The sequence below is a fragment of the Croceitalea sp. P059 genome (assembly GCF_031846365.1).
GTDB classification, from domain to species: Bacteria; Bacteroidota; Bacteroidia; order Flavobacteriales; family Flavobacteriaceae; genus Croceitalea; species Croceitalea vernalis.
In genome coordinates, this window is the sequence record NZ_JAVRHW010000003.1 from 145,564 (window position 1) to 164,675 (window position 19,112).

At 33.8% G+C, this 19,112-nt stretch carries 18 protein-coding genes; 10 read left to right on the plus strand and 8 right to left on the minus strand.

Features of this window, described 5'->3' with window-relative positions; genetic code table 11:
* The first annotated feature begins 82 nt into the window (after positions 1 to 82).
* The 3 genes from RM542_RS10815 to RM542_RS10825 all read left to right on the plus strand — a co-directional run bounded on the left by RM542_RS10815 (position 83) and on the right by RM542_RS10825 (position 4,907).
* Entirely contained in the window at positions 83 to 1,831 is a 1,749-nt protein-coding gene (locus RM542_RS10815) for an ABC transporter ATP-binding protein (protein ID WP_311385765.1), read from the plus strand.
* 82 nt (positions 1,832 to 1,913) lie between these two features.
* A complete protein-coding gene (locus tag RM542_RS10820; RefSeq protein WP_311385766.1) occupies positions 1,914 to 2,297 on the plus strand; it encodes a PUR family DNA/RNA-binding protein in 384 nt (127 codons plus the stop codon).
* An 84-nt stretch (positions 2,298 to 2,381) separates the two neighbouring features.
* Positions 2,382 to 4,907, plus strand: a complete 2,526-nt coding sequence (locus RM542_RS10825; RefSeq protein ID WP_311385767.1) for a M14 family zinc carboxypeptidase — start codon at positions 2,382 to 2,384, stop codon at positions 4,905 to 4,907.
* Between the two features lie 9 nt (positions 4,908 to 4,916).
* Here the strand turns inward: RM542_RS10825 and RM542_RS10830 are convergent, their stop codons facing one another.
* Entirely contained in the window at positions 4,917 to 5,969 is a 1,053-nt protein-coding gene (locus tag RM542_RS10830; RefSeq protein WP_311385768.1) for a 1-acyl-sn-glycerol-3-phosphate acyltransferase, read from the minus strand.
* Positions 5,966 to 6,883 carry a bile acid:sodium symporter family protein gene (locus tag RM542_RS10835; RefSeq protein WP_311385769.1) on the minus strand — a complete coding sequence of 306 codons (918 nt, stop codon included), beginning with the start codon at positions 6,881 to 6,883 and terminating at the stop codon, positions 5,966 to 5,968. Before RM542_RS10835 ends, RM542_RS10830 begins: the two co-directional genes overlap by 4 nt.
* Positions 6,884 to 7,100: 217 nt before the next feature.
* Here RM542_RS10835 and RM542_RS10840 point away from each other — a divergent pair, with 217 nt between their 5' ends.
* From RM542_RS10840 to RM542_RS10855, 4 genes are all read left to right on the plus strand, one after another.
* Positions 7,101 to 8,753 (plus strand): hypothetical protein, encoded by a 1,653-nt coding sequence (locus RM542_RS10840; RefSeq protein ID WP_311385770.1) that lies wholly within the window; start codon positions 7,101 to 7,103, stop codon positions 8,751 to 8,753.
* 65 nt (positions 8,754 to 8,818) lie between these two features.
* A complete protein-coding gene (locus tag RM542_RS10845) occupies positions 8,819 to 9,379 on the plus strand; it encodes a thioredoxin family protein (protein ID WP_311385771.1) in 561 nt (186 codons plus the stop codon).
* A 2-nt stretch (positions 9,380 to 9,381) separates the two neighbouring features.
* Complete coding sequence (locus tag RM542_RS10850; RefSeq protein WP_311385772.1) at positions 9,382 to 9,702, plus strand: cupin domain-containing protein; 321 nt, start codon at positions 9,382 to 9,384, stop codon at positions 9,700 to 9,702.
* Positions 9,703 to 9,710: 8 nt separating this feature from the next.
* A complete protein-coding gene (locus tag RM542_RS10855) occupies positions 9,711 to 10,232 on the plus strand; it encodes a GNAT family N-acetyltransferase (protein WP_311385773.1) in 522 nt (173 codons plus the stop codon).
* On the opposite strand, the gene RM542_RS10860 is transcribed toward RM542_RS10855, so the two are convergent.
* Positions 10,233 to 10,775 (minus strand): YfiT family bacillithiol transferase, encoded by a 543-nt coding sequence (locus RM542_RS10860; protein WP_311385774.1) that lies wholly within the window; start codon positions 10,773 to 10,775, stop codon positions 10,233 to 10,235.
* 273 nt (positions 10,776 to 11,048) lie between these two features.
* Between RM542_RS10860 and RM542_RS10865 the strand changes: the two genes are divergently transcribed.
* Positions 11,049 to 11,243: a cold-shock protein gene (locus RM542_RS10865; protein WP_311352733.1), complete on the plus strand. Its 195-nt coding sequence runs from the start codon at positions 11,049 to 11,051 to the stop codon at positions 11,241 to 11,243.
* Positions 11,244 to 11,709: 466 nt separating this feature from the next.
* Here the strand turns inward: RM542_RS10865 and RM542_RS10870 are convergent, their stop codons facing one another.
* Positions 11,710 to 12,642 carry a peptidylprolyl isomerase gene (locus tag RM542_RS10870; RefSeq protein WP_311385775.1) on the minus strand — a complete coding sequence of 311 codons (933 nt, stop codon included), beginning with the start codon at positions 12,640 to 12,642 and terminating at the stop codon, positions 11,710 to 11,712.
* A gap of 149 nt (positions 12,643 to 12,791) precedes the next feature.
* Between RM542_RS10870 and RM542_RS10875 the strand changes: the two genes are divergently transcribed.
* A complete protein-coding gene (locus tag RM542_RS10875; RefSeq protein ID WP_311385776.1) occupies positions 12,792 to 13,898 on the plus strand; it encodes a polysaccharide lyase family 7 protein in 1,107 nt (368 codons plus the stop codon).
* Here the strand turns inward: RM542_RS10875 and RM542_RS10880 are convergent.
* Both RM542_RS10880 and RM542_RS10885 read right to left on the minus strand, forming a co-directional pair.
* On the minus strand, positions 13,895 to 15,289 hold the full coding sequence (locus RM542_RS10880; protein WP_311385777.1) for a M20/M25/M40 family metallo-hydrolase: 1,395 nt from the start codon (positions 15,287 to 15,289) through the stop codon (positions 13,895 to 13,897). The two genes, RM542_RS10875 and RM542_RS10880, sit on opposite strands and share 4 nt — an antisense overlap.
* The gene (locus RM542_RS10885) at positions 15,286 to 16,170 is read right to left on the minus strand and encodes a PPK2 family polyphosphate kinase (RefSeq protein WP_311385778.1); all 885 of its coding nucleotides are present in this window, start codon (positions 16,168 to 16,170) and stop codon (positions 15,286 to 15,288) included. The genes RM542_RS10880 and RM542_RS10885 overlap by 4 nt, the downstream gene beginning before the upstream one ends.
* Before the next feature lie 169 nt (positions 16,171 to 16,339).
* Here RM542_RS10885 and RM542_RS10890 point away from each other — a divergent pair, with 169 nt between their 5' ends.
* Complete coding sequence (locus tag RM542_RS10890; RefSeq protein ID WP_311385779.1) at positions 16,340 to 17,056, plus strand: hypothetical protein; 717 nt, start codon at positions 16,340 to 16,342, stop codon at positions 17,054 to 17,056.
* On the opposite strand, the gene RM542_RS10895 is transcribed toward RM542_RS10890, so the two are convergent.
* Together RM542_RS10895 and RM542_RS10900 are read right to left on the minus strand one after the other, a co-directional pair.
* Positions 17,057 to 18,220, minus strand: a complete 1,164-nt coding sequence (locus RM542_RS10895) for a sigma-54 dependent transcriptional regulator (protein ID WP_311385780.1) — start codon at positions 18,218 to 18,220, stop codon at positions 17,057 to 17,059. It lies immediately after the preceding gene.
* 9 nt (positions 18,221 to 18,229) lie between these two features.
* Complete coding sequence (locus tag RM542_RS10900; RefSeq protein WP_311385781.1) at positions 18,230 to 19,111, minus strand: DUF6268 family outer membrane beta-barrel protein; 882 nt, start codon at positions 19,109 to 19,111, stop codon at positions 18,230 to 18,232.
* Position 19,112: the final 1 nt, after the last annotated feature.

A 19,112-nucleotide genomic window follows, 5' to 3' on the forward strand; every position in this document is an offset into this window, starting at 1 on the left:
TATCAGTTTTATAACATTAGTTTGTTCTTCAAACCCATATCTTTGAGACTTGTCTTAAACCAAGAAACCGCGAACATCTTTTATGCAAGAACTTAGGCATATCAATAAATACTTTAAAAAGTATAGATTTAAACTTCTTTTAGGAATTATAATTACGATTATCGCGAGGGTATTTTCTCTTATTATGCCTTCTTATGTAAGTAAGTCCGTTGATACTATTAAAGAATTTGTTGATGGCAATATTGAAGGCAGCATTGTAAAAGGCCTCCTTTTTGAATATATACTTATAATTATCGGGGCTGCTCTTCTATCTGGTTTATTCACTTTTTTGATGCGACAAACTATAATCAACGTATCAAGGTACATTGAATATGATTTAAAGAACGAGGTTTTCGACCATTATCAATATTTAAATCTCAACTTTTATAAAAGAAATAGAATTGGCGATTTAATGAATCGTATTAGTGAAGACGTCACCCAAGTTCGCATGTATGGCGGACCAGCAATAATGTACGGCATTCAAACATTAACGCTATTTGTTTGTCTTATACCTTTAATGTTTATTAAGGCTCCTACTATCGCATTTTATACCTTAATACCCTTACCTATTCTTTCTGTTTTGATTTACCAAATCAGTAAGATTATTCATAAGCGTAGCACAAAAGTTCAAGAATACTTATCTAAACTTTCAACTTTTACTCAAGAATCTTTTTCTGGGGTTTCGGTTATTAAAGCATATAATTTAGAGGAATCAATTAACAATGACCTTTATGATTTAGCCGAAGAAGGTAAAAATACGAGTATGGACTTGGCAAAAGTTAATGCTTGGTTTTTTCCCTTGATGATTCTATTAATTGGTATTAGTAATTTGTTTGTAATCTATATCGGCGGCAAACAATATATTAATGGTGAAATTGGACTGGGTATTATAGCAGAATTCATCTTATATGTGAATATGCTAACGTGGCCTGTAGCAGTTGTTGGATGGCTCACTTCAATTGTACAACGAGCAGAAGCTTCCCAAAAACGAATAAATGAATTTTTAAAGGAACAACCGACTATTAAAAATGAAGTTTTGACAACAAATGAGGTAAAGGGAAAAATTGAATTCAAGAATGTTTCTTTTACTTATGAGGATACAAATATTACAGCCCTTAAAAATGTTTCTTTTACTATTGAACCCGGAGAAACGGTAGCATTTTTAGGCAAGACAGGTTCAGGCAAATCAACTATTCTTGATTTGGTTGCCAGATTATACGATACCACTAAAGGTGAAATTTTAATAGATGGCACTCCGATTCAAAAAGTTAACCTTAATAGCCTTAGAAGCTCAATTGGCGCTGTTCCTCAAGATGCTTTTCTTTTTTCAGACACTATTGAAAATAATATTCGATTTGGTAAAGAAGATGCAGTCATAGATGAAATTGAAACTGTTGCTAAAAATGCTGTCGTTCATGAAAATATTATGGCATTTACAAATCAATATAACACCGTACTAGGCGAAAGAGGAATCACCTTGAGTGGAGGACAAAAGCAAAGAGTTTCAATAGCTCGTGCTTTATTAAAGAGTCCAAAAATTTATCTCTTTGACGACTGTTTATCTGCTGTCGACACTGAAACTGAAGAAGAAATTTTAAAGAATTTAAAACAGGCTTCAGAAGACAAAACCACACTAATTGTTAGCCATCGAGTTTCTTCTGCTAAAAATGCAGATAAAATTATTATCCTAGAAGATGGCAGTATTTTACAAGAAGGAAATCATGAAGAATTAAACAATACGGAAGGCTACTATCAACAACTTTACTTGGATCAACTTACCGAGAAAGAATAGCAAAAAAGTTGCTGGATTAGCTTTTTTTTTACATTTTTGATAGATTACAATGTTTCCCCTATTATAAAACACTAAACCTATTATGAGCGAAAAAGATTTAATGGATCAGGAAGAAATTTACTCCAAAGTCTTACGAGCAGGCAGAAGGACTTATTTTTTTGATGTAAGAAGTACAAAGGCCGGAGATTATTATTTGACTATAACAGAGAGTAAAAAGTTTACACACGATGATGGCTCTTTTCATTACAAAAAGCACAAAATTTATTTGTACAAAGAAGATTTTCACGCTTTTAAAGACATCATGGAAGAAATGATGACTTACATTATAGATGAAAAAGGAACCGAGGTTATTTCTGAACGTCACCAAAAAGATTTTAAAAAGGAAGAAGACATTCCGAAAAGTTCTACTGATGAAAGCGGAACTACATCAGGTAATTTTACGGATGTAAGTTTTGATGACATTTAGTAAAAAGTTAAAATAATCAGAACAAACGACCTGTTTACGCAGGTCGTTTTTTATTTTTAGAAATGCTAATTCAAACCACCTAAAATGAAAAAAATACTAGTAATCGCATTCTTGGCTATAAATGTTATTGGACTTGCTCAAGAAAAAATCACACTTGATTATTACTTACCTAAAAACATCAGCTATGATGAATCAATTCCGATACCAGCGGAAGTAATTGGTCATGAAGTAGGCGAATGGCATGTAACTCATGACAAGCTCATGTTTTACATGCAAACACTTGCTAAAGCAAGTAATCGTATAACTATTGAAACAAGAGGAGAAACTTTTGAAGGGCGACCTATTTTATTATTAACCGTTACATCTGCTAAAAATCATCAAAATATTGATCAAATTAGAAAAGACCACATTGCATTAACTGAAAGTGGTTCTGGCAATATGAATACAGCTGAAATGCCAATAGTTGTTTATCAAGGCTTTTCAATTCATGGTAATGAACCTAGTGGCTCTAATGCTTCTCTTGCTTATGCCTATTATTTGGCAGCTGCTCAAGGTCCAGAAATTGAAGCAAAATTGGATAATATGGTGATATTACTAGATCCAAGTTTTAACCCTGATGGTCTACAACGTTTTGCGTATTGGGCTAACACCAATCGCAGTATTAATCTTAATCCTGACAAGAACGATAGAGAATATTCTGAAGTATGGCCAGGGGGTAGAACTAATCATTATTGGTTTGACATGAACCGTGATTGGTTACCAGTACAATTACCGGAAAGTAGAGCTAGAATAAAAACCTTTCACAAATGGTTACCCAATATTTTAACTGATCATCATGAAATGGGTACTAACTCAACCTTTTTCTTTCAACCAGGTGAACCCACTCGTGTTAATCCGTTAACTCCGAAAATTAATCAAGAATTGACTACAGAAATAGGTACTTACCATGCAAAGGCCTTAGACAAAATAGGTTCTTTGTATTACTCTGAAGAAAATTATGATGACTACTATTATGGTAAAGGTTCCACCTTTCCTGATGTTAATGGAAGTATTGGCATCTTATTTGAGCAAGGCAGTTCTAGAGGTCATATTCAAGAAAGCGAAAATGGTATTTTAACTTTTCCATTTACGATTCGTAATCAATTTACTACTGCACTATCAACCATTGAAGCAGCAGAAAACATGCGTAGTAAAATTCTAGATTATCAAAGAAAATACTATACTGATATCAAAAATGAAGCAGCCAGAAGTAAAACTAAAGGTTATGTTTTTGGTGATAGTAAAGATGCCTCAAAAGCTTGGCACTTAGCCGAAATTTTGAACCGTCATCAAATTAAATTTCATGATTTAGCAAATGATGTAACTATTAGCGGAAAGGCCTATAAAAAAGGAGCAGGTTATATAGTGCCCATCAATCAAAAAAACCCAAGACTAATACAAGCGATGTTCGAAAAGCGTACGACGTTTACTGATAGTCTTTTTTATGATATTTCGGCTTGGACATTTCCATTAGCATTTAATGTAGACTATGCGGAAATCACTTCATTAGCCAATGCAGGAGCACAGATTACAGATTTTAAACCTTTAAAAAGCTCGGTTAGTGGTCAAAGTACTTACGCTTATCTCTTTGAATGGAATGAGTATTATACACCGAAAGCACTTAATAGAATACTTGAAAAAGGTTTAAGAGCCAAAACGGCAAAATCACCTTTTTCGTTACAAGGCAAAAACTATGATTATGGTACGATAATGATTCCTGTTCAAAATCAAAAACTTGATGGAAAAGAACTTTATGATTTTTTGAAAGAAGTTGCGGAAGAAAGTTATTTAAATATTAACGCAGTTTCGACAGGTCTTACAAAAGGAATTGATTTAGGAAGCAATGATTTTGACCCTATTAAAAAACAACAAGTGGCCATTTTAGTTGGCGACGGAATTCGTTCATATGATGCGGGTGAAATTTGGCATCTTTTTGACACGCGTTATCAAATGAAGTTAACTAAACTAGATACTCGAGATTTAAGCGGTTCCGATTTAAGTCACTACACTGATATCATTGTGCCTGGTGGCTGGGGTAGTAATATGGTCAACAAATCAAATACAGAGAAACTAAAGAAATGGGTGAAAGAAGGTGGAACCATTATTGGATATAGGAATACTGCCAATTGGTTTAACAAATATGAGTTCATGAAACTCGAAATGAAAAAAGACACTTTAATAGCCAAAAACATTTCTTTTGAAGAAAGAAGAGATTTTTTAGGAGCCCAAGTGACTGGCGGTGCAATTTTCGAAGCGAAATTAGACCGCTCACATCCAATTAACTTTGGGTATAAGAATGATAAAATTTCGCTATTTAGAAATACGAACATTTATCTTAAAGCAGACAAGAATAGCTATAATAATCCTATTCAGTACACTAACAGTCCGCTACAAAGTGGTTATATATCTGAGGAAAATGCAGAACTCATAAAAAACAGTGTGCCTTTTAAGGTAAATCGTATGGGTCAAGGCAAGGTGATTTTATTCACAGATAACACTAATTTTAGAGCTTTCTGGTACGGTACAAACAAACTATTAATGAACGCTATTTTCTTTGGTGAAATGATGTAGTAGTCTTATCTATTCATTCCTTTGCAGAGGATTCTTAATTAAGAATAAATTCAAAACAGCATGTCCAATCACTAAAAGACATGCTGTTTTTATAGGAATAAAAGCGCCCGAAAACAATAAGAATAATAGATAGAAAACTGGATAAATTATCATTGAAAAACCAAACCTAAACGTGCTCATGAACTCTGCTTCAGGTACTTTAGGTTTTAATAATACTCTCCAAATTAATACAAAGGGAATATTATTTAAATAGAACAATATTCTAAAAATCTTGGACAGTAAAGTGTTTTTTTGTTTTGGTAATGTATTTATCTCTGCTTTCTCATTAATCAAATAACTATTTATGGTTTTTGGGCGTAAATAATCAACTTCATTGGAATCCAATTGTTCAATTACAACTTGATAGTCTTCTTCATTTTCAATATGTGTTGTTAGCTGTTTTAGACCTTTAGATACTTCAGACTTCAAATTTTGAATACTTTGATCTTTATTATCAGAAATGAAATCTTGCACACGAATTGCTTTTCCAAAATGCAAAATTGCGCTATCTCCAAAATCGGTTGGATTCTGATAATTCTGACCAATAGGAATTAAAATTATATCACTCTTTGAATGCTGTTCAAGTACATTAAATAAGATTCTAGTAAAACCTTTACTTAAAGACCTAATTCGTCGCTTAAGATTATGGTTGGCTTCAGGAAAAATTAAAATAGCTTCTTGTTTATTTAGTAAATCAGAGCATTTATCAAAAATAGCATGGTTTTTAGCTAGAGAAGTTTTCCCATCTCTTAAACGATAAATGGGTAACATTTGTAAAAATTGAAATAATGGTCGTAACAAAGCAATTTTAAAGACATCAGCACGCGCTAAAAACCATGGTTTTCTAGAACACCTGGTGGCAATTAACAATACATCCAACAAGGCGTTTTGATGATTCGATAAAAAAACAACGGGTTTATTTTGAGGAATGTTTTCAAGACCATTAACTTCAATTGATTTATAATAAAATGAAAGCCCTAGTGATATCAAATTCTTAATAAAATAATACCCTGATTTTTTCAAACTAACTCTTCTTTTTTATTAGGCTCATATCCCCAGAGTCCGCCTAAGATTAAACCTGAAACTAAATGCCAAATACCCCAAAAAGCAGTGAGAATAGCCATCCCTCCAAGTCCATCAAAAAAAGTAAAAATCAAGAGTAATCCTAGTCCTGAATTTTGAATTCCCGTTTCAATTGTGATACTTCGAATATTCTTTTTTGAAAAACCCATCAACTTTGCTAGAGAAAACCCTGTAATAAAGGCAATCAAATTATGAAGTAATACTAGCCAAAAAACGTAAAAAACATAATCTAAAAAGATATCCCTGTTTTTAAATAGTGCTAGAAAGATTAGTACAACAAAAAATAAGAGCGATCCTATTTTAAAATACTTGGACAATTTAAAAGCTAATTTTGGTTTCAGACGATTCACCAACATACCTAATAACAAAGGAAATCCTAATAATAATGAAACAAGTTTGATCATTTCAAGAGGAGAAATGGCTACCTCTTTTAAAATAGCGGCTGTAGGATCATATAAACTTCCCCAAAACTGTAAGTTCAAAGGTGTCATGAAAATAGCAAGTAAAGTTGCTATTGCAGTAAGTGTAACTGATAATGCGGAATTGCCTTTGGCCAAATGTGTAATAAAGTTTGAGATGTTACCACCAGGGCAAGCAGCAACCATAAACATACCTAAAGCAATACTAGGTGTAGGCTTAGTGAACCAGACCAATAAAAAGGTAACTAGAGGTAATACTATGAATTGACTAAACACTCCTGTCAAAACCAATTTTGGTTTTTGTAACAACTGCTTAAAGTCATTAACAGATATTTCTAACGCTATCCCAAACATGACCAAAGCCAAAGCTAAATTGAGTGACCACAGTGTATTTGAATCAAAGTTTATGTGAACATTGTCTATTAGTTGCTCCAAGAACTTAAAATTTATGAAGAGCAATATACTCTATCTTTTTTTGAATTTAATTTGATAATCTAAAAAGTACTACGCACTACCCTTAAACCTATTTTTCGAAAATATCTTAAAAAAGTCATACGTTTTAAAAGACTTAATTTCATATCTTATTAGACTTTATATTCGATATAGTGGATTCAATAGTTTAATTCTACTTCAACTTAAAAAGTAATTCAAGATGAGACGTTTTTATTATTCATTAATTATAGCTTTTATAGCCATTACTCTTTTCTCTTTTAAAAAAATTCAAGACCAACCTAGTCCGTCATATGAAGAACTAGAGTCGCTCTTTAAAGAATGGAGGAGCTTTGAAAACCCACCTAAAGCTGATAGTGTTCCGGATTACACCTTAAATACTTTTAAAAAACGCTGGCCTATTTTTAAGTCCCTACAGGCCCAACTAATGGCCATTGACACCACTAATTGGTTGACTGAGGAAAAAGTTGATTGGCACATTGTTTGGGCAGAAATGAATGGTTATGATTTTAACTATAATATTTTAAAACCCTGGGAACGTGACCCAGCTTTTTATAAAGTATTGTGGATGAACCGCAGTGACGTTCCCGCTCATGAAGGGCCTACAAATCACGCTACAATTGAAATTTGGACTTATGACTTTCCACTAAACCAAGCATCAAAACAAAAACTATTGAACGAAATTAATCTCATACCAAAATTTTATGAGCAAGCAAGGCAAAATTTAACTGGTGATGCTAAGGATTTATGGGTAACCGGTATCCGAGATATAAGTTCACAAGCTAGAAACCTTAGCACAATTAAAGCATGGGAAAGTATTAAAGACCAAGCTGATTTAGTAAGTGCAATTGATGCTGCCATTTTAGCTACTGATGAATTGGTCAAATGGCTTGAAATCAAAGGTAAAAGCAAGACAGGTCCATCAGGTATTGGTAAAGAGAACTATACATGGTATTTGCAAAATGTACATTTAGTTCCAATGACATGGGATGACGAAGTACTACTTCTAAAACGAGAATTATTCAGAGCTTGGTCGGCTTTAAAATTAGAGGAGCATAAAAATAAAGACTTACCAAGACTTACGGCAGCAAATACCGCAGACGATTTTGATAAAATGACGGTAAAATCTGCAGATAAGTTGTTACAATTTTTAAATGACAAAGAAATTGTCACCGTTAAAGATTATTTCAAACCTGCCTTATATGAACATCTTGGAACTTTTATTCAAGAGGAGAAACGCAACTTTTTTGAAATTGGAAGACATTACAATCCTGGCCCTTTATACTCTCACTTTTATCACTGGTTTGAATTAGCCCGAATGGATAATGAACCACATAAAAGTAAAATTAGAAAAGGACCATTACTCTATAATATTTTTGATTCAAGAAACGAGGGGACCGCAACTGCAGTAGAAGAAATGTTTATGGATGCCGGGCTTTATGATAACAACCCAAGGGTAAATGAGATAGTGTATATCATGATTGCACAAAGAGCGGCGAGAGGTCTCGGCTCACTTTATGCTCATGCTAATGAAATGACAATGAAAGAAGCAGGAGGAATTCATTCAGAGTTTACACCACGTGGCTGGATGAAAACAGAAAAAGAGCTATTGATTTTTGAACAACATCTTTACTTAAGACAACCGGGTTACGGAACAAGCTATATCACGGGTAAATATTTGCTCGAAGCAGCTATGGCTGACTTTGCAAAAATGAAGGAAGCTAATAATCAGGAATTTCAGCTTAAAGAATTCTTTGACCAATTAAACGCTATTGGAAATATCCCGATTAGTTTAGGGCATTGGCAGATGACTGGTGTAGACCAGCAAGTGAGGTTAATTACAAATAAAAATTAAAAGCTTAATGATTATCACAATTCATTAAACGTCTTTAAATTAGATGAACAATTGAAACCAATAAAATGGCTCGCACACCAAGCAACATGTTACCATTAGGTACAAAAGCTCCCAATTTTTCACTTTTTGATACGGTTAGTGGACAAACTTTAAGCCTTCAAGAACTCAAAGGTGAAAAAGGTACTGTTATCATGTTTATTTGTAATCATTGTCCTTTTGTTTTACATGTTAATCCAGAATTGGCTAAGCTAGGTCATGAGTATCAAAAAAAGGGAATTGGCATTATTGCAATTTCAAGTAACGATGTTGAAAACTATCCTCAAGATGCTCCACATCTAATGACCAAAGTTGCAAAAAATGAAGATTACACTTTCCCCTATTTATACGATGAAAGTCAAGAGGTAGCCAAATCATATGATGCTGCCTGTACCCCAGATTTTTACTTATTCGACAAGAATTTAGAATTAAGATATCGAGGCCAATTAGATGATTCAAGACCTGGTAATGGAATTGCTTTATCCGGAAAAGACTTAAGAAATGCTATAGATAATCTTTTAGCTGGACTGAAAATATCAAAAATTCAAAAACCTAGTATTGGATGTAATATAAAATGGGTTAATAGATAATTATGAAAATTAACCCGAAAGAAGCATTACAAAAGCTTGCCAATCAAAAAAGTAAGTTCTTAAAATTATTTGAACACGGCTCTCTATCTGTAGAAATTTACAAGCCAATTAAAGTTGATTTGCAAAAGCCTCATTCTTATGATGAAGTTTATATTATTGTTTCAGGAACGGGACATTTTATAAATGGAGAAACCAAATCCACGGTTGCTCCAGGAGATTTCTTTTTTGTACCGGCAGGAGTTGCACATCGTTTTGAAAACTTCACTGAAGATTTTTCAACTTGGGTATTGTTTTATGGCCCTGAAGGTGGTGAAGCTAATTGAGTTTTATCATGAATCTGAATTTTATCCCAGTTAATGAAGAAAACCTCACAAGATATTTACAAGTTGGTATTCAATCCTACGAAGAACACTACTTACATCTTTGGGAAAATTCAGACCCGACGCCTTTTATAGATGCCTTTCTGACTCAACAATCTTTAAAAAATGCCTTAAAAGATTCGCATCAACTTTTTTATATAATTCAATTTAACCAAAAAGATGTGGGTATTTTAAATCTGACTATAAACAATGAAAAAGGTAATTTTTTATCAAAAAACAATTTGTTACTAAACAAAATATATCTTTTAAAAAGTTATTCATCCTTAGGAATTGGAACAATGACCCTCGACTTTGTACAAAATTTAGCTAAAAACAAACAAAAAGACGTGATTTGGTTGTACACGATGAAAAATGGAAATCCACTTTTATTCTATCTTAAACATGGTTATAAAATCATTAAAGAAGCCTTTATAGAACTTCCTAAAGTCCTTGAAAAAGAAAAAGAAATGTGGTTAATGGCTAAAAATATTTAGTCACCATTCTTTTCTAGTAATAAGGTTTTCAATATGTGCTAAATGATGACTACCATGCCAAGCATATCGACCTATATTCTCAGCGAGTGTTGTTTCTTCATTTCCATCAGGATGAGTAAACCTTCTTTCTAAATCTTTTGTTGATAATCCTTTAAGCAAATAGACCAATTTAGCATGTACGGCACTTAGATGATCTAAGGACAATTGAATAGGCGCAGTTTTGGCATCAAAAAGACTAGACCATTCTTTTTCTAGATAAGGCTTTATCACTGGATTATCTTCAGTCAAAGCCCATTTAAAACGTATATAACTATGATGATGACTATCAGAAATATGATGCACTAGCTGCCTAACTGTCCAACCTCCTGGACGATAAGCAGTCTCTAATTGAGCATCAGAAAGTCTATTTACCAACTTGGATAATTTTTCAGGCAAATACTCTAAAACAGCTATCCATTCGCTTAAATGTCCCGGTTTAATTGGAGTAGGAATTTCATATTTTCCAATAGGGTACCTCAGTTGTTCCAAAGCAGTTTTATCCATGAGTTAAAATTAAGAAACCATGATTAATTCAAATTAAAAACAAATGCAATAAAAGAAGTATTGTGAATATAAAAAAGAGATTTGTATGCCCAAACTTTTCGTGATTAATACTAAAACAAAATATTTCTTCTTAAGTAATTTTAAAATTTTCAATCAGATATCAGCCTGACAACGGCTATATCAACGTAAATTTTACCAAAAATTAACATAAAGCCCTTCATTGTCAACAAATTAAACGTACATTTGCTGCTCAAATTAATTATTATTTTTATTATGAGTAAAGGAACAGTAAAATTCTTCAATGATTCAAAGGGCTATGGCTTTATTACTGAAGAAGGTTCAAACACAGATCACTTCGTACACATTTCAGGTTTAATCGATGAGATTAGAGAAGGTGACAATGTAGAATTCGAACTACAACAAGGTAAAAAAGGATTGAACGCCGTAAATGTACAAGTTATAGATTAAGGTAAACAGCACACTTTTTTATATGAAAGCTTCCACTTTATTGTGGAGGCTTTTTTTTATACTTTTTTGTTTGAACTTTACGCAACTTAAAAGCCATGTGACGTCTAATAATTAAATGATGATGGTTTCCCCAACTAAAATCAATAGCCATAGTTACTTTTTTATGGGTTCTAATTGGCCTACTTGCTATCAATTTTGCACTTTTATTTATAAGTGTTAATGATTTTAAAAAATAAGTAGGGTTTTTCTTCGTTTAACTGTTATAGGTGAAAGCATCTTTCATTTTAAATAACAAACCACAGTCAAATGAATACCTTTTTTACAATTCTACTTTTCTTGCTTGCAATCAACTTATTTTTGTTATTGTTAAGCGTTAATAGAGCAAAATAAAAAAGCCTCCTTGAAAGGAAGCTTTTTATTTTTTTGGTTGAAACTATACTATTATAGTTAGGCCAACTATACTTTCCTATTTTACATCCATCAATTCCACATCAAAAATCAAAGTGGCATCAGGAGGAATAACACCACCAGCACCAGCACTACCATATCCAAGGTGAGAAGGAATTACAAATCGGGCTTTATCACCTACTTTTAATAGTGCAATACCTTCATCCCATCCAGAAATCACTTGACCTACACCTAATTGAAAATCAATTGGTTTGTTTCTTTTGAATGAGGAATCAAATACTTGACCATCAGGCAAACTTCCTTCATAGTGAACTGAAACAGTTTTACCTTTTTCGGCTTTTATACCTGAACCATTTTGTATCATTTTAAAGCGTAAGCCAGAATCGGTTTTATCAAAACCTGCAGCTAGTTCTTCCATTGCAGCCTCAGCTTGCGCTTTTAGTTCGGCGATTCTTTTCTCTCTTGCTCCTTCAAAGGTTCTAAAAGATTCGATAGCATTGAACTTTTCCGCTTCATCCCCTACCCTAACAATTTCCAAACTTTCAATAGTATCACCTTGAGCAACTGTATCAACAACTTCTTGACCTGACTCAACATGACCAAAAACAGTATGTTTGTTATCTAACCAAGGTGTAGGAACATGAGTTATAAAAAACTGACTACCATTAGTTCCAGGTCCTGCATTGGCCATAGAAAGTACTCCAGGTTCTGAGTGATTAAGATCTGGGTGAAACTCATCATCAAATTGGTAACCCGGACTACCAGTTCCAGTACCTTGAGGACACCCCCCTTGAACCATAAAATCGGGAATAACTCTATGGAACTTTAATCCATCATAATATGGTTTACCCTGTGGTTTAGCCTCATTTTCCATATTTCCTTCAGCCAAGGCAACAAAGTTACCCACTGTACCTGGTGTTTTATCGTGAGTAAGTTTTACTAAAATCTCACCTTTTGTAGTATTAAATTTTGCGTATATACCTTCTTGCATTTTACTCATTTTAATTGAGCGGCAAAGGTAATGGTTTTTAGGCTCAAAGAAAATTAAGTGCTCCTGCTACGAACAAAAGCAAATTATATCCTATCTCTTTTTGCTATCTTAGACCAAAGCTTTAAATATATAATCATTAAGTATTCTGTATGACATATTCGCCAATCAAACTAATTTACTTAGCCCTGATAATCTTTTTCACTTTGCATAGTTGCAAAAACCCTGGTGGTGAATCAAAACAAAAAACGGAAGTCACGGCTGACATAGGTAAAACTCAAAAATTAGTATATGCCAGTGAGGTAACTCCATTTTTTGACGATTGGAAATTAATTTTAGGTGATGGGTCTAATGCTGGTATCGCAAATAATTTTGAACACAAAGATTTCTTTTATACCGTAAATGATGGTAAAAGCAATTGGGTAGTATACAAAGCTCCAAACGCTGGCAATACCCATGGAACATCAAATAATACTAGAACAGAATTGGCTCAAGCAAAAAAATGGTATCCTAAAACCGCGAATGATAAATTAACAGCTACACTTAAAGTGATGAATGTCTCTAGTACTGGTGATGCAAGGGTTGCATCAACTCATTCCGTAGTTGTCGGTCAAATACATAGCGCCGATGGACATGAAAATGAACCTCTCAAAATATTTTACAAGAAGTTTCCAAGTCATAATAAAGGTTCTGTTTTTTGGCATTATGAAATTAATACTGCAGGTGACGATAACTCAGGACGATGGGATTATTCTACAGCAGTTTGGGGAAACGACTTTTCTGTTGTAGGCAATGAAGAAAACACATATCCTGACGAACCTAAAGATGGCATAGCTCTAGGCGAAGAATTTAGTTACCAAATAGAAGTAAAAGAGGGCATTATGTATTTAAAGTTTATGAGCGATGGTCATGAAACCAAATCATTTACAAAAAACTTGATTAATTCAGAATACGCAAACAAAGCCGAAATTCCTGAACAAACTCAAAAATTATTTGTGCCAATTGGTCAAGATGGTGTAGAACGTATTTCAGCTTATACTGGTGAAGGATTATTTTTTAAGCTAGGTTCTTATAATCAAACCAATGGAAAATCTCCAGAGGTAAATAAAAATTGGTGCTCCGGAGCTGAAACCCATGGTGGTGATATTCAAAAACAATATGCTGATGGAAACTATGCCGAGGTTTGGTTTAAAACAGCAAGTATTTCAGTTAGCGATTCTGCAGTATCTAATCAGGGTTATTTTACTAAGAATGATTAGCCTTTAATTTTCTTTTGAATACCAAAACCATATTTATCGGCTAAGTAAATAAGACTAGTCATGGTTGCTGCACCTAACTCTAGTTCTCTTTTATTCACATGTTCAAACGTATCATTTTCAGCGTGATGGTGATCAAAATATCGCTGGGAATCTGGTCTTAGACCGGCAAGTACGAGGCCTTCGTCTTTAAGTGGACCTATATCAGCACCACTACCACCCTTTATAAACATATGAATTAAATAAGGTTCAAAAAGTTTTTTCCAACCCTGAACCTGGGCAAATTCTTCGTCAGAACAATCAAACGAAAATCCTCTAGGAGTGAATCCACCTGCATCACTTTCTAGAGCGAAAACATGATTCTCTTTTTTACTTTTTGCCACTTCAGCATACTTATTACCTCCTCTAAGTCCGTTTTCTTCATTCATAAACAAAACAACTCTAATAGTACGTTTGGGTTTGTAACCGCTCGCCTTAATCAATCTTAAAACATCCATACTTTGCACAACACCAGCACCATCATCATGAGAACCATCACCTAAATCCCAAGAGTCTAAATGACCGCCTACAATCATGATTTCATTTGGATAGGTTGTTCCTTTTATCTCCCCGATGACATTATAAGATTCTACATCATCAAACTGTTTACAGTTTTGCTTAAAATAAAAGTTGATATCAGGGTTTAACTGCAAAGTAGTACTTAATAAGTCAGCCCCTTTTGTACTAATTGCCGCTGCAGGAATTCGATTCTGTACTGGGGTGTCGCCATAACTCATTGAACCCGTATGCGGATAATCATCTTGTCTTAAATTCATGGAGCGTACAATAACCCCCAAAGCTCCATATTTACCAGCTTCTTCAGCCCCAGAATAGCGCTGATCTACACAGCCAGAATAAGCACTAAATGTGCTAATTTTAGTTGGATCCATCGGACGGTTATAAAAAACAATTTTTCCTCTTATGTTTTCAATACCTAGTTTTTCTAAATCTTCAATACCCTTGACTTCAATAATATTAGCTTTTATGCCGACATCTGGCGTAGCGACAGATCCACCCAGAGCACAGATTGGCACATTTGTAGTTAGGCCAGGCTTCGTTTCGATATATGCAAATTCGGGTGTGCCACGAACCCATTTCGGCACCATTACTGGTTGCAGCCAAACCCTATCTAAACCTAGAGAATCAAGTTGATTTCTTGTATAGTCCACTGCCTGTTGAGCCTGCACGGAACCAGAAAGTCTGCCACCGATTTGGTTAGAAAGGTGATTTAGCCAATCATATGCTTTACCATTTGTAAGGGCCATATCATAAATAGCCTTAATTTGTTTTTCATCAGCAGTCTGTGAAAATACAGTGCTTAAAGTTAAAAGGGCAATCAGAAGGGTGATTCTCATTCTTTCTCTTTTTCTAATTCTTGTTTGAAGGTTTCTAAATTAGCTTTTATTTCTTCATCTAGCTCAGGCTCTTGCACATCTTTGTATTTTTTTAACGCTTCTAATAATATTGAAGCGACAAGTACTCTTGCTGCTTTTTTATCATCGGCAGGAATAATGTGCCAGGGCGCATGAGGTTTTGAGGTCTTATTTATTGCCTCTTCATAACAGGCTTGATATTTATCCCAAAGTTTTCGCTCTTTTAAATCACTAGGTGAGAATTTCCAGTTTTTCTCTTTCAATTCTAAACGCCTTAGCAACCGTTGTCGTTGCTCTTCTTTAGATAGATGCAGAAAAAACTTAAAAATTAAGGTTCCATTTTCAGCAATGTGCTTTTCAAAATCATTTATCTGTCGATATCGATTCTCCCAGAACTCCGTATTTACATCTTCAATATTCTCAACACCAGGAATGTTTTCTCCTAAAATATAATTTGGATGAACTTTAGTTACCAAAACATTCTCATAATGTGTTCTATTGAAAACACTAAACCTGCCTCTTTCAGGCAATGCTATATAATGTCTCCATAAATAATCATGATTAAGCTCTAACTCGGTAGGCACTTTGAAACTATGAACCTCAACACCTCTTGCATTTAGCTCTTTAAAAACTTCTCGTATTAGGCTATCTTTTCCAGCTGTATCCATACCTTGCAAACAGACTAAGACACCATACTTTCCATGCGCATACAAGGTATTTTGAAACTCGGCCAATTCGCGTGTGACATTACGAAGCTTCTTTTTTAGGGCCTTGCTATCTTGTCCTAAATTATCCAGGGTATTTCTTTCAGAAAGCTTAATTGGTTTATCGACTCGATAATGGGTGATATCTATATAATCCATAGCCAGAAATATAAACAATTTTCAGCATTTACTCTAAATGAAATGCAGCATGTATTTCGTCGGTATTTAGAGAATTTTCTTCCTTTTAAAGAGTAAAAAAGTGATTTAACCGATGGAATTTTTATTCGTTTTGACTCTAGACTACCTTTGGAAGACCAAATCAATTTTTATGAAAACCTACAGAAAAGTTGTATTACTAATAGCCACTATTTTGGGTGTTTTGTTCTTATTATTAATGGCTTCATTCACCACTATTAATGCCTGTGCCTTTGCTAACCAACATTCTGTTTTCATAAAGAGTCAAACCCAATTAGCCATTGAGTCTTCCGATTTAGAGCAAGCGAAATATTACGCTTATAAAGCTTTAAAAGGCATCAACAAGACTAAAAATAATTTTAAAGATTGTGGTTGCGAAAATGCTTTGGTAAATATTAAACAAGCAGAACAAAACTTAAAACAAGCTACAAAAACAAACTCACTAGAGGCTTCTAAATCATTTCTACAAACAGCTTTAAAAAGCACCATGATTAGTATTAATGCCTTAGAGGAATTTGAAGATGGAGATAATACCACTTACGGTAATGATGTCTTAGTACTTAACACAAAACAAGTATTAAACGAACAAGGTGGAGTAATTTTACCCAAAGCAAAAAGGTTAAAAGAAGCTATAGATTTAAATGTTTCTCAATTTGAACAATCTTTACAAAATGTGTTAGAACACGTAGAGTGCGGAGATGCCTTTAATTTCATTTCAAAAATACATACGAAAACAAAAGAGAAACTTGGTGACAAATCACTATCAGAGGCCAAAATTTATTACCACGTTCGCGTAAAAGAGATTACTTATAATGCTTTGTTGAGTTTAGAGGGCTGTCCTGCCAAGTAATTATTTACTAGCAAACAGTTTTACATCATCTTCATTAACTTCATTACCACCTAAGATAATAAGCCGTTCAACAACATTTCGTAATTCCCGAACATTGCCGGTCCAATCATAACCTTTTAATAATTCCAATGCTTTTTTAGAAAAGCTCTTTTTGACTGTCCCTTGTTCATTCGCAATCTTAGTAGAAAAATGTTCAATTAATAAAGGAATGTCATTTCTACGGTCATTTAATGACGGTACTTTTATTAAAATAACAGCCAAACGATGGTATAAATCCTCTCGAAACTTACCGTCTTCAATTTCTTGTTTTAGGTTTTTATTTGTTGCTGCAACTACACGTACATCCACTTTTATGTCCTTGTCTGTACCGACTCTTGAAATTTTATTTTCTTGTAAAGCGCGCAGTACTTTTGCTTGTGCAGATAAACTCATATCACCAATTTCATCTAAAAATATAGTTCCCTTATTTGCAGCTTCAAATTTACCTGCTCTATCTTTTACTGCGGAAGTAAAGGCCCCTTTTACATGACCAAACAACTCACTTTCAATAAGTTCAGACGGAATTGCAGCACAGTTAACCTCGATAAAAGGTGCTGATGATCGCTGACTCTTTTCGTGCACCCAATGTGCTACCAATTCTTTTCCTGTACCATTTGAACCAGTTATTAAAACTCGAGCATCGGTAGGCGCGACTTTTTCAATCATGTCTTTGATGATGCCTATTTCAGGACTTTCACCTATCATTTCATAATTCTTACTTACTTTTTTCTTTAAAATCTTATTTTCAACAACCAATTCTTTTCTGTCAAGAGCATTACGAACAGTTGTCAAAAGTCTATTTAAATCTGGTGGTTTTGATATATAATCAAAGGCGCCTAACCGCATCGTATTAACCGCAGTATCTAAATCTCCATGCCCCGATATCATTATAAATGGAATTTCGGGTTTGATTTTTTTAGCCGCTTCTAAGACCTCAACACCATCCATTTTAGGCATTTTAATATCACAAAGCACCAAATCAAAATCATCTTTTTTGATGGTTTCCATTCCTCTTAAACCATCTTCTGCTTCCATGACATTATAAGCATCATTTTCTTCACTAAGTATTTTTACTAACACCCTTCTTATGGCTGCTTCATCTTCTATGACCAATATTTTTGACATGTGCTTTTTTTAAAAAATTGATATTTTAAAACCTGTTCTAAGATAAAAATTTGCTTCATCATTCAATAATAAAGTTCTATCTCGACGGTCATTGCGCAAAATTCCTTCTTGAATCAACGAACGCCCTCCTAAAACATACAATGACATCATTTTAGTGATGTTGTATTGATAACCTATTACACCTATTAAAGCGGACAATGAAATTCTAGATCCCAAGGTGTTATCCGGCAATAAGATATCGTCCTGGATATTTATAAAGTAACCATCCAATAATAATGCCAATTGTAACGTATGATTACTACTTGGGTGATATTTAAAATTCATTTTAGGTATTCCAAGCGTATAAGACCATTTGGGATGAAATCTTTTGTAATAACTAATTAAAGGTAACGGAATAGGAAGCCCTGTTGTACTATTATACGTTAAGCCAAGCACTATTCTATAAGGCTTCTCAACATCTTTCTTCTCTTTCCACAAGGTTGCTGTTGCATTGAAGAAAAAATCATCGGTCATTGCCCCTTCTGTAAAATTTGAAGCGAGTCTCGGAGTCAAAATACCAATGAAACGCCAGTTATCATTCCATTTAGTAATGTAACCCAAATTCAAATCAATAATATGTAATTTTTGTAATTCACTTTTATCAAAAGGTAATTGTTGTGAAAAATCAACATCAAATTGATTATACTCCCCCCCAATAATTAGATAATTCTCTTCATTTACTTTAATAGGAGCATTCAATAAAAACTTGTATCGTGATGTTTGAATACCACTTTCGTTCTCAGGTATTCTGAGGTATTCAACTCTGACTAAATCCGTACTTTGAGCACAAGTATTTGAGAACTGAATCAGCAATAAAACAATACATACTGACGGAAAGAGCTTGTTTATCATT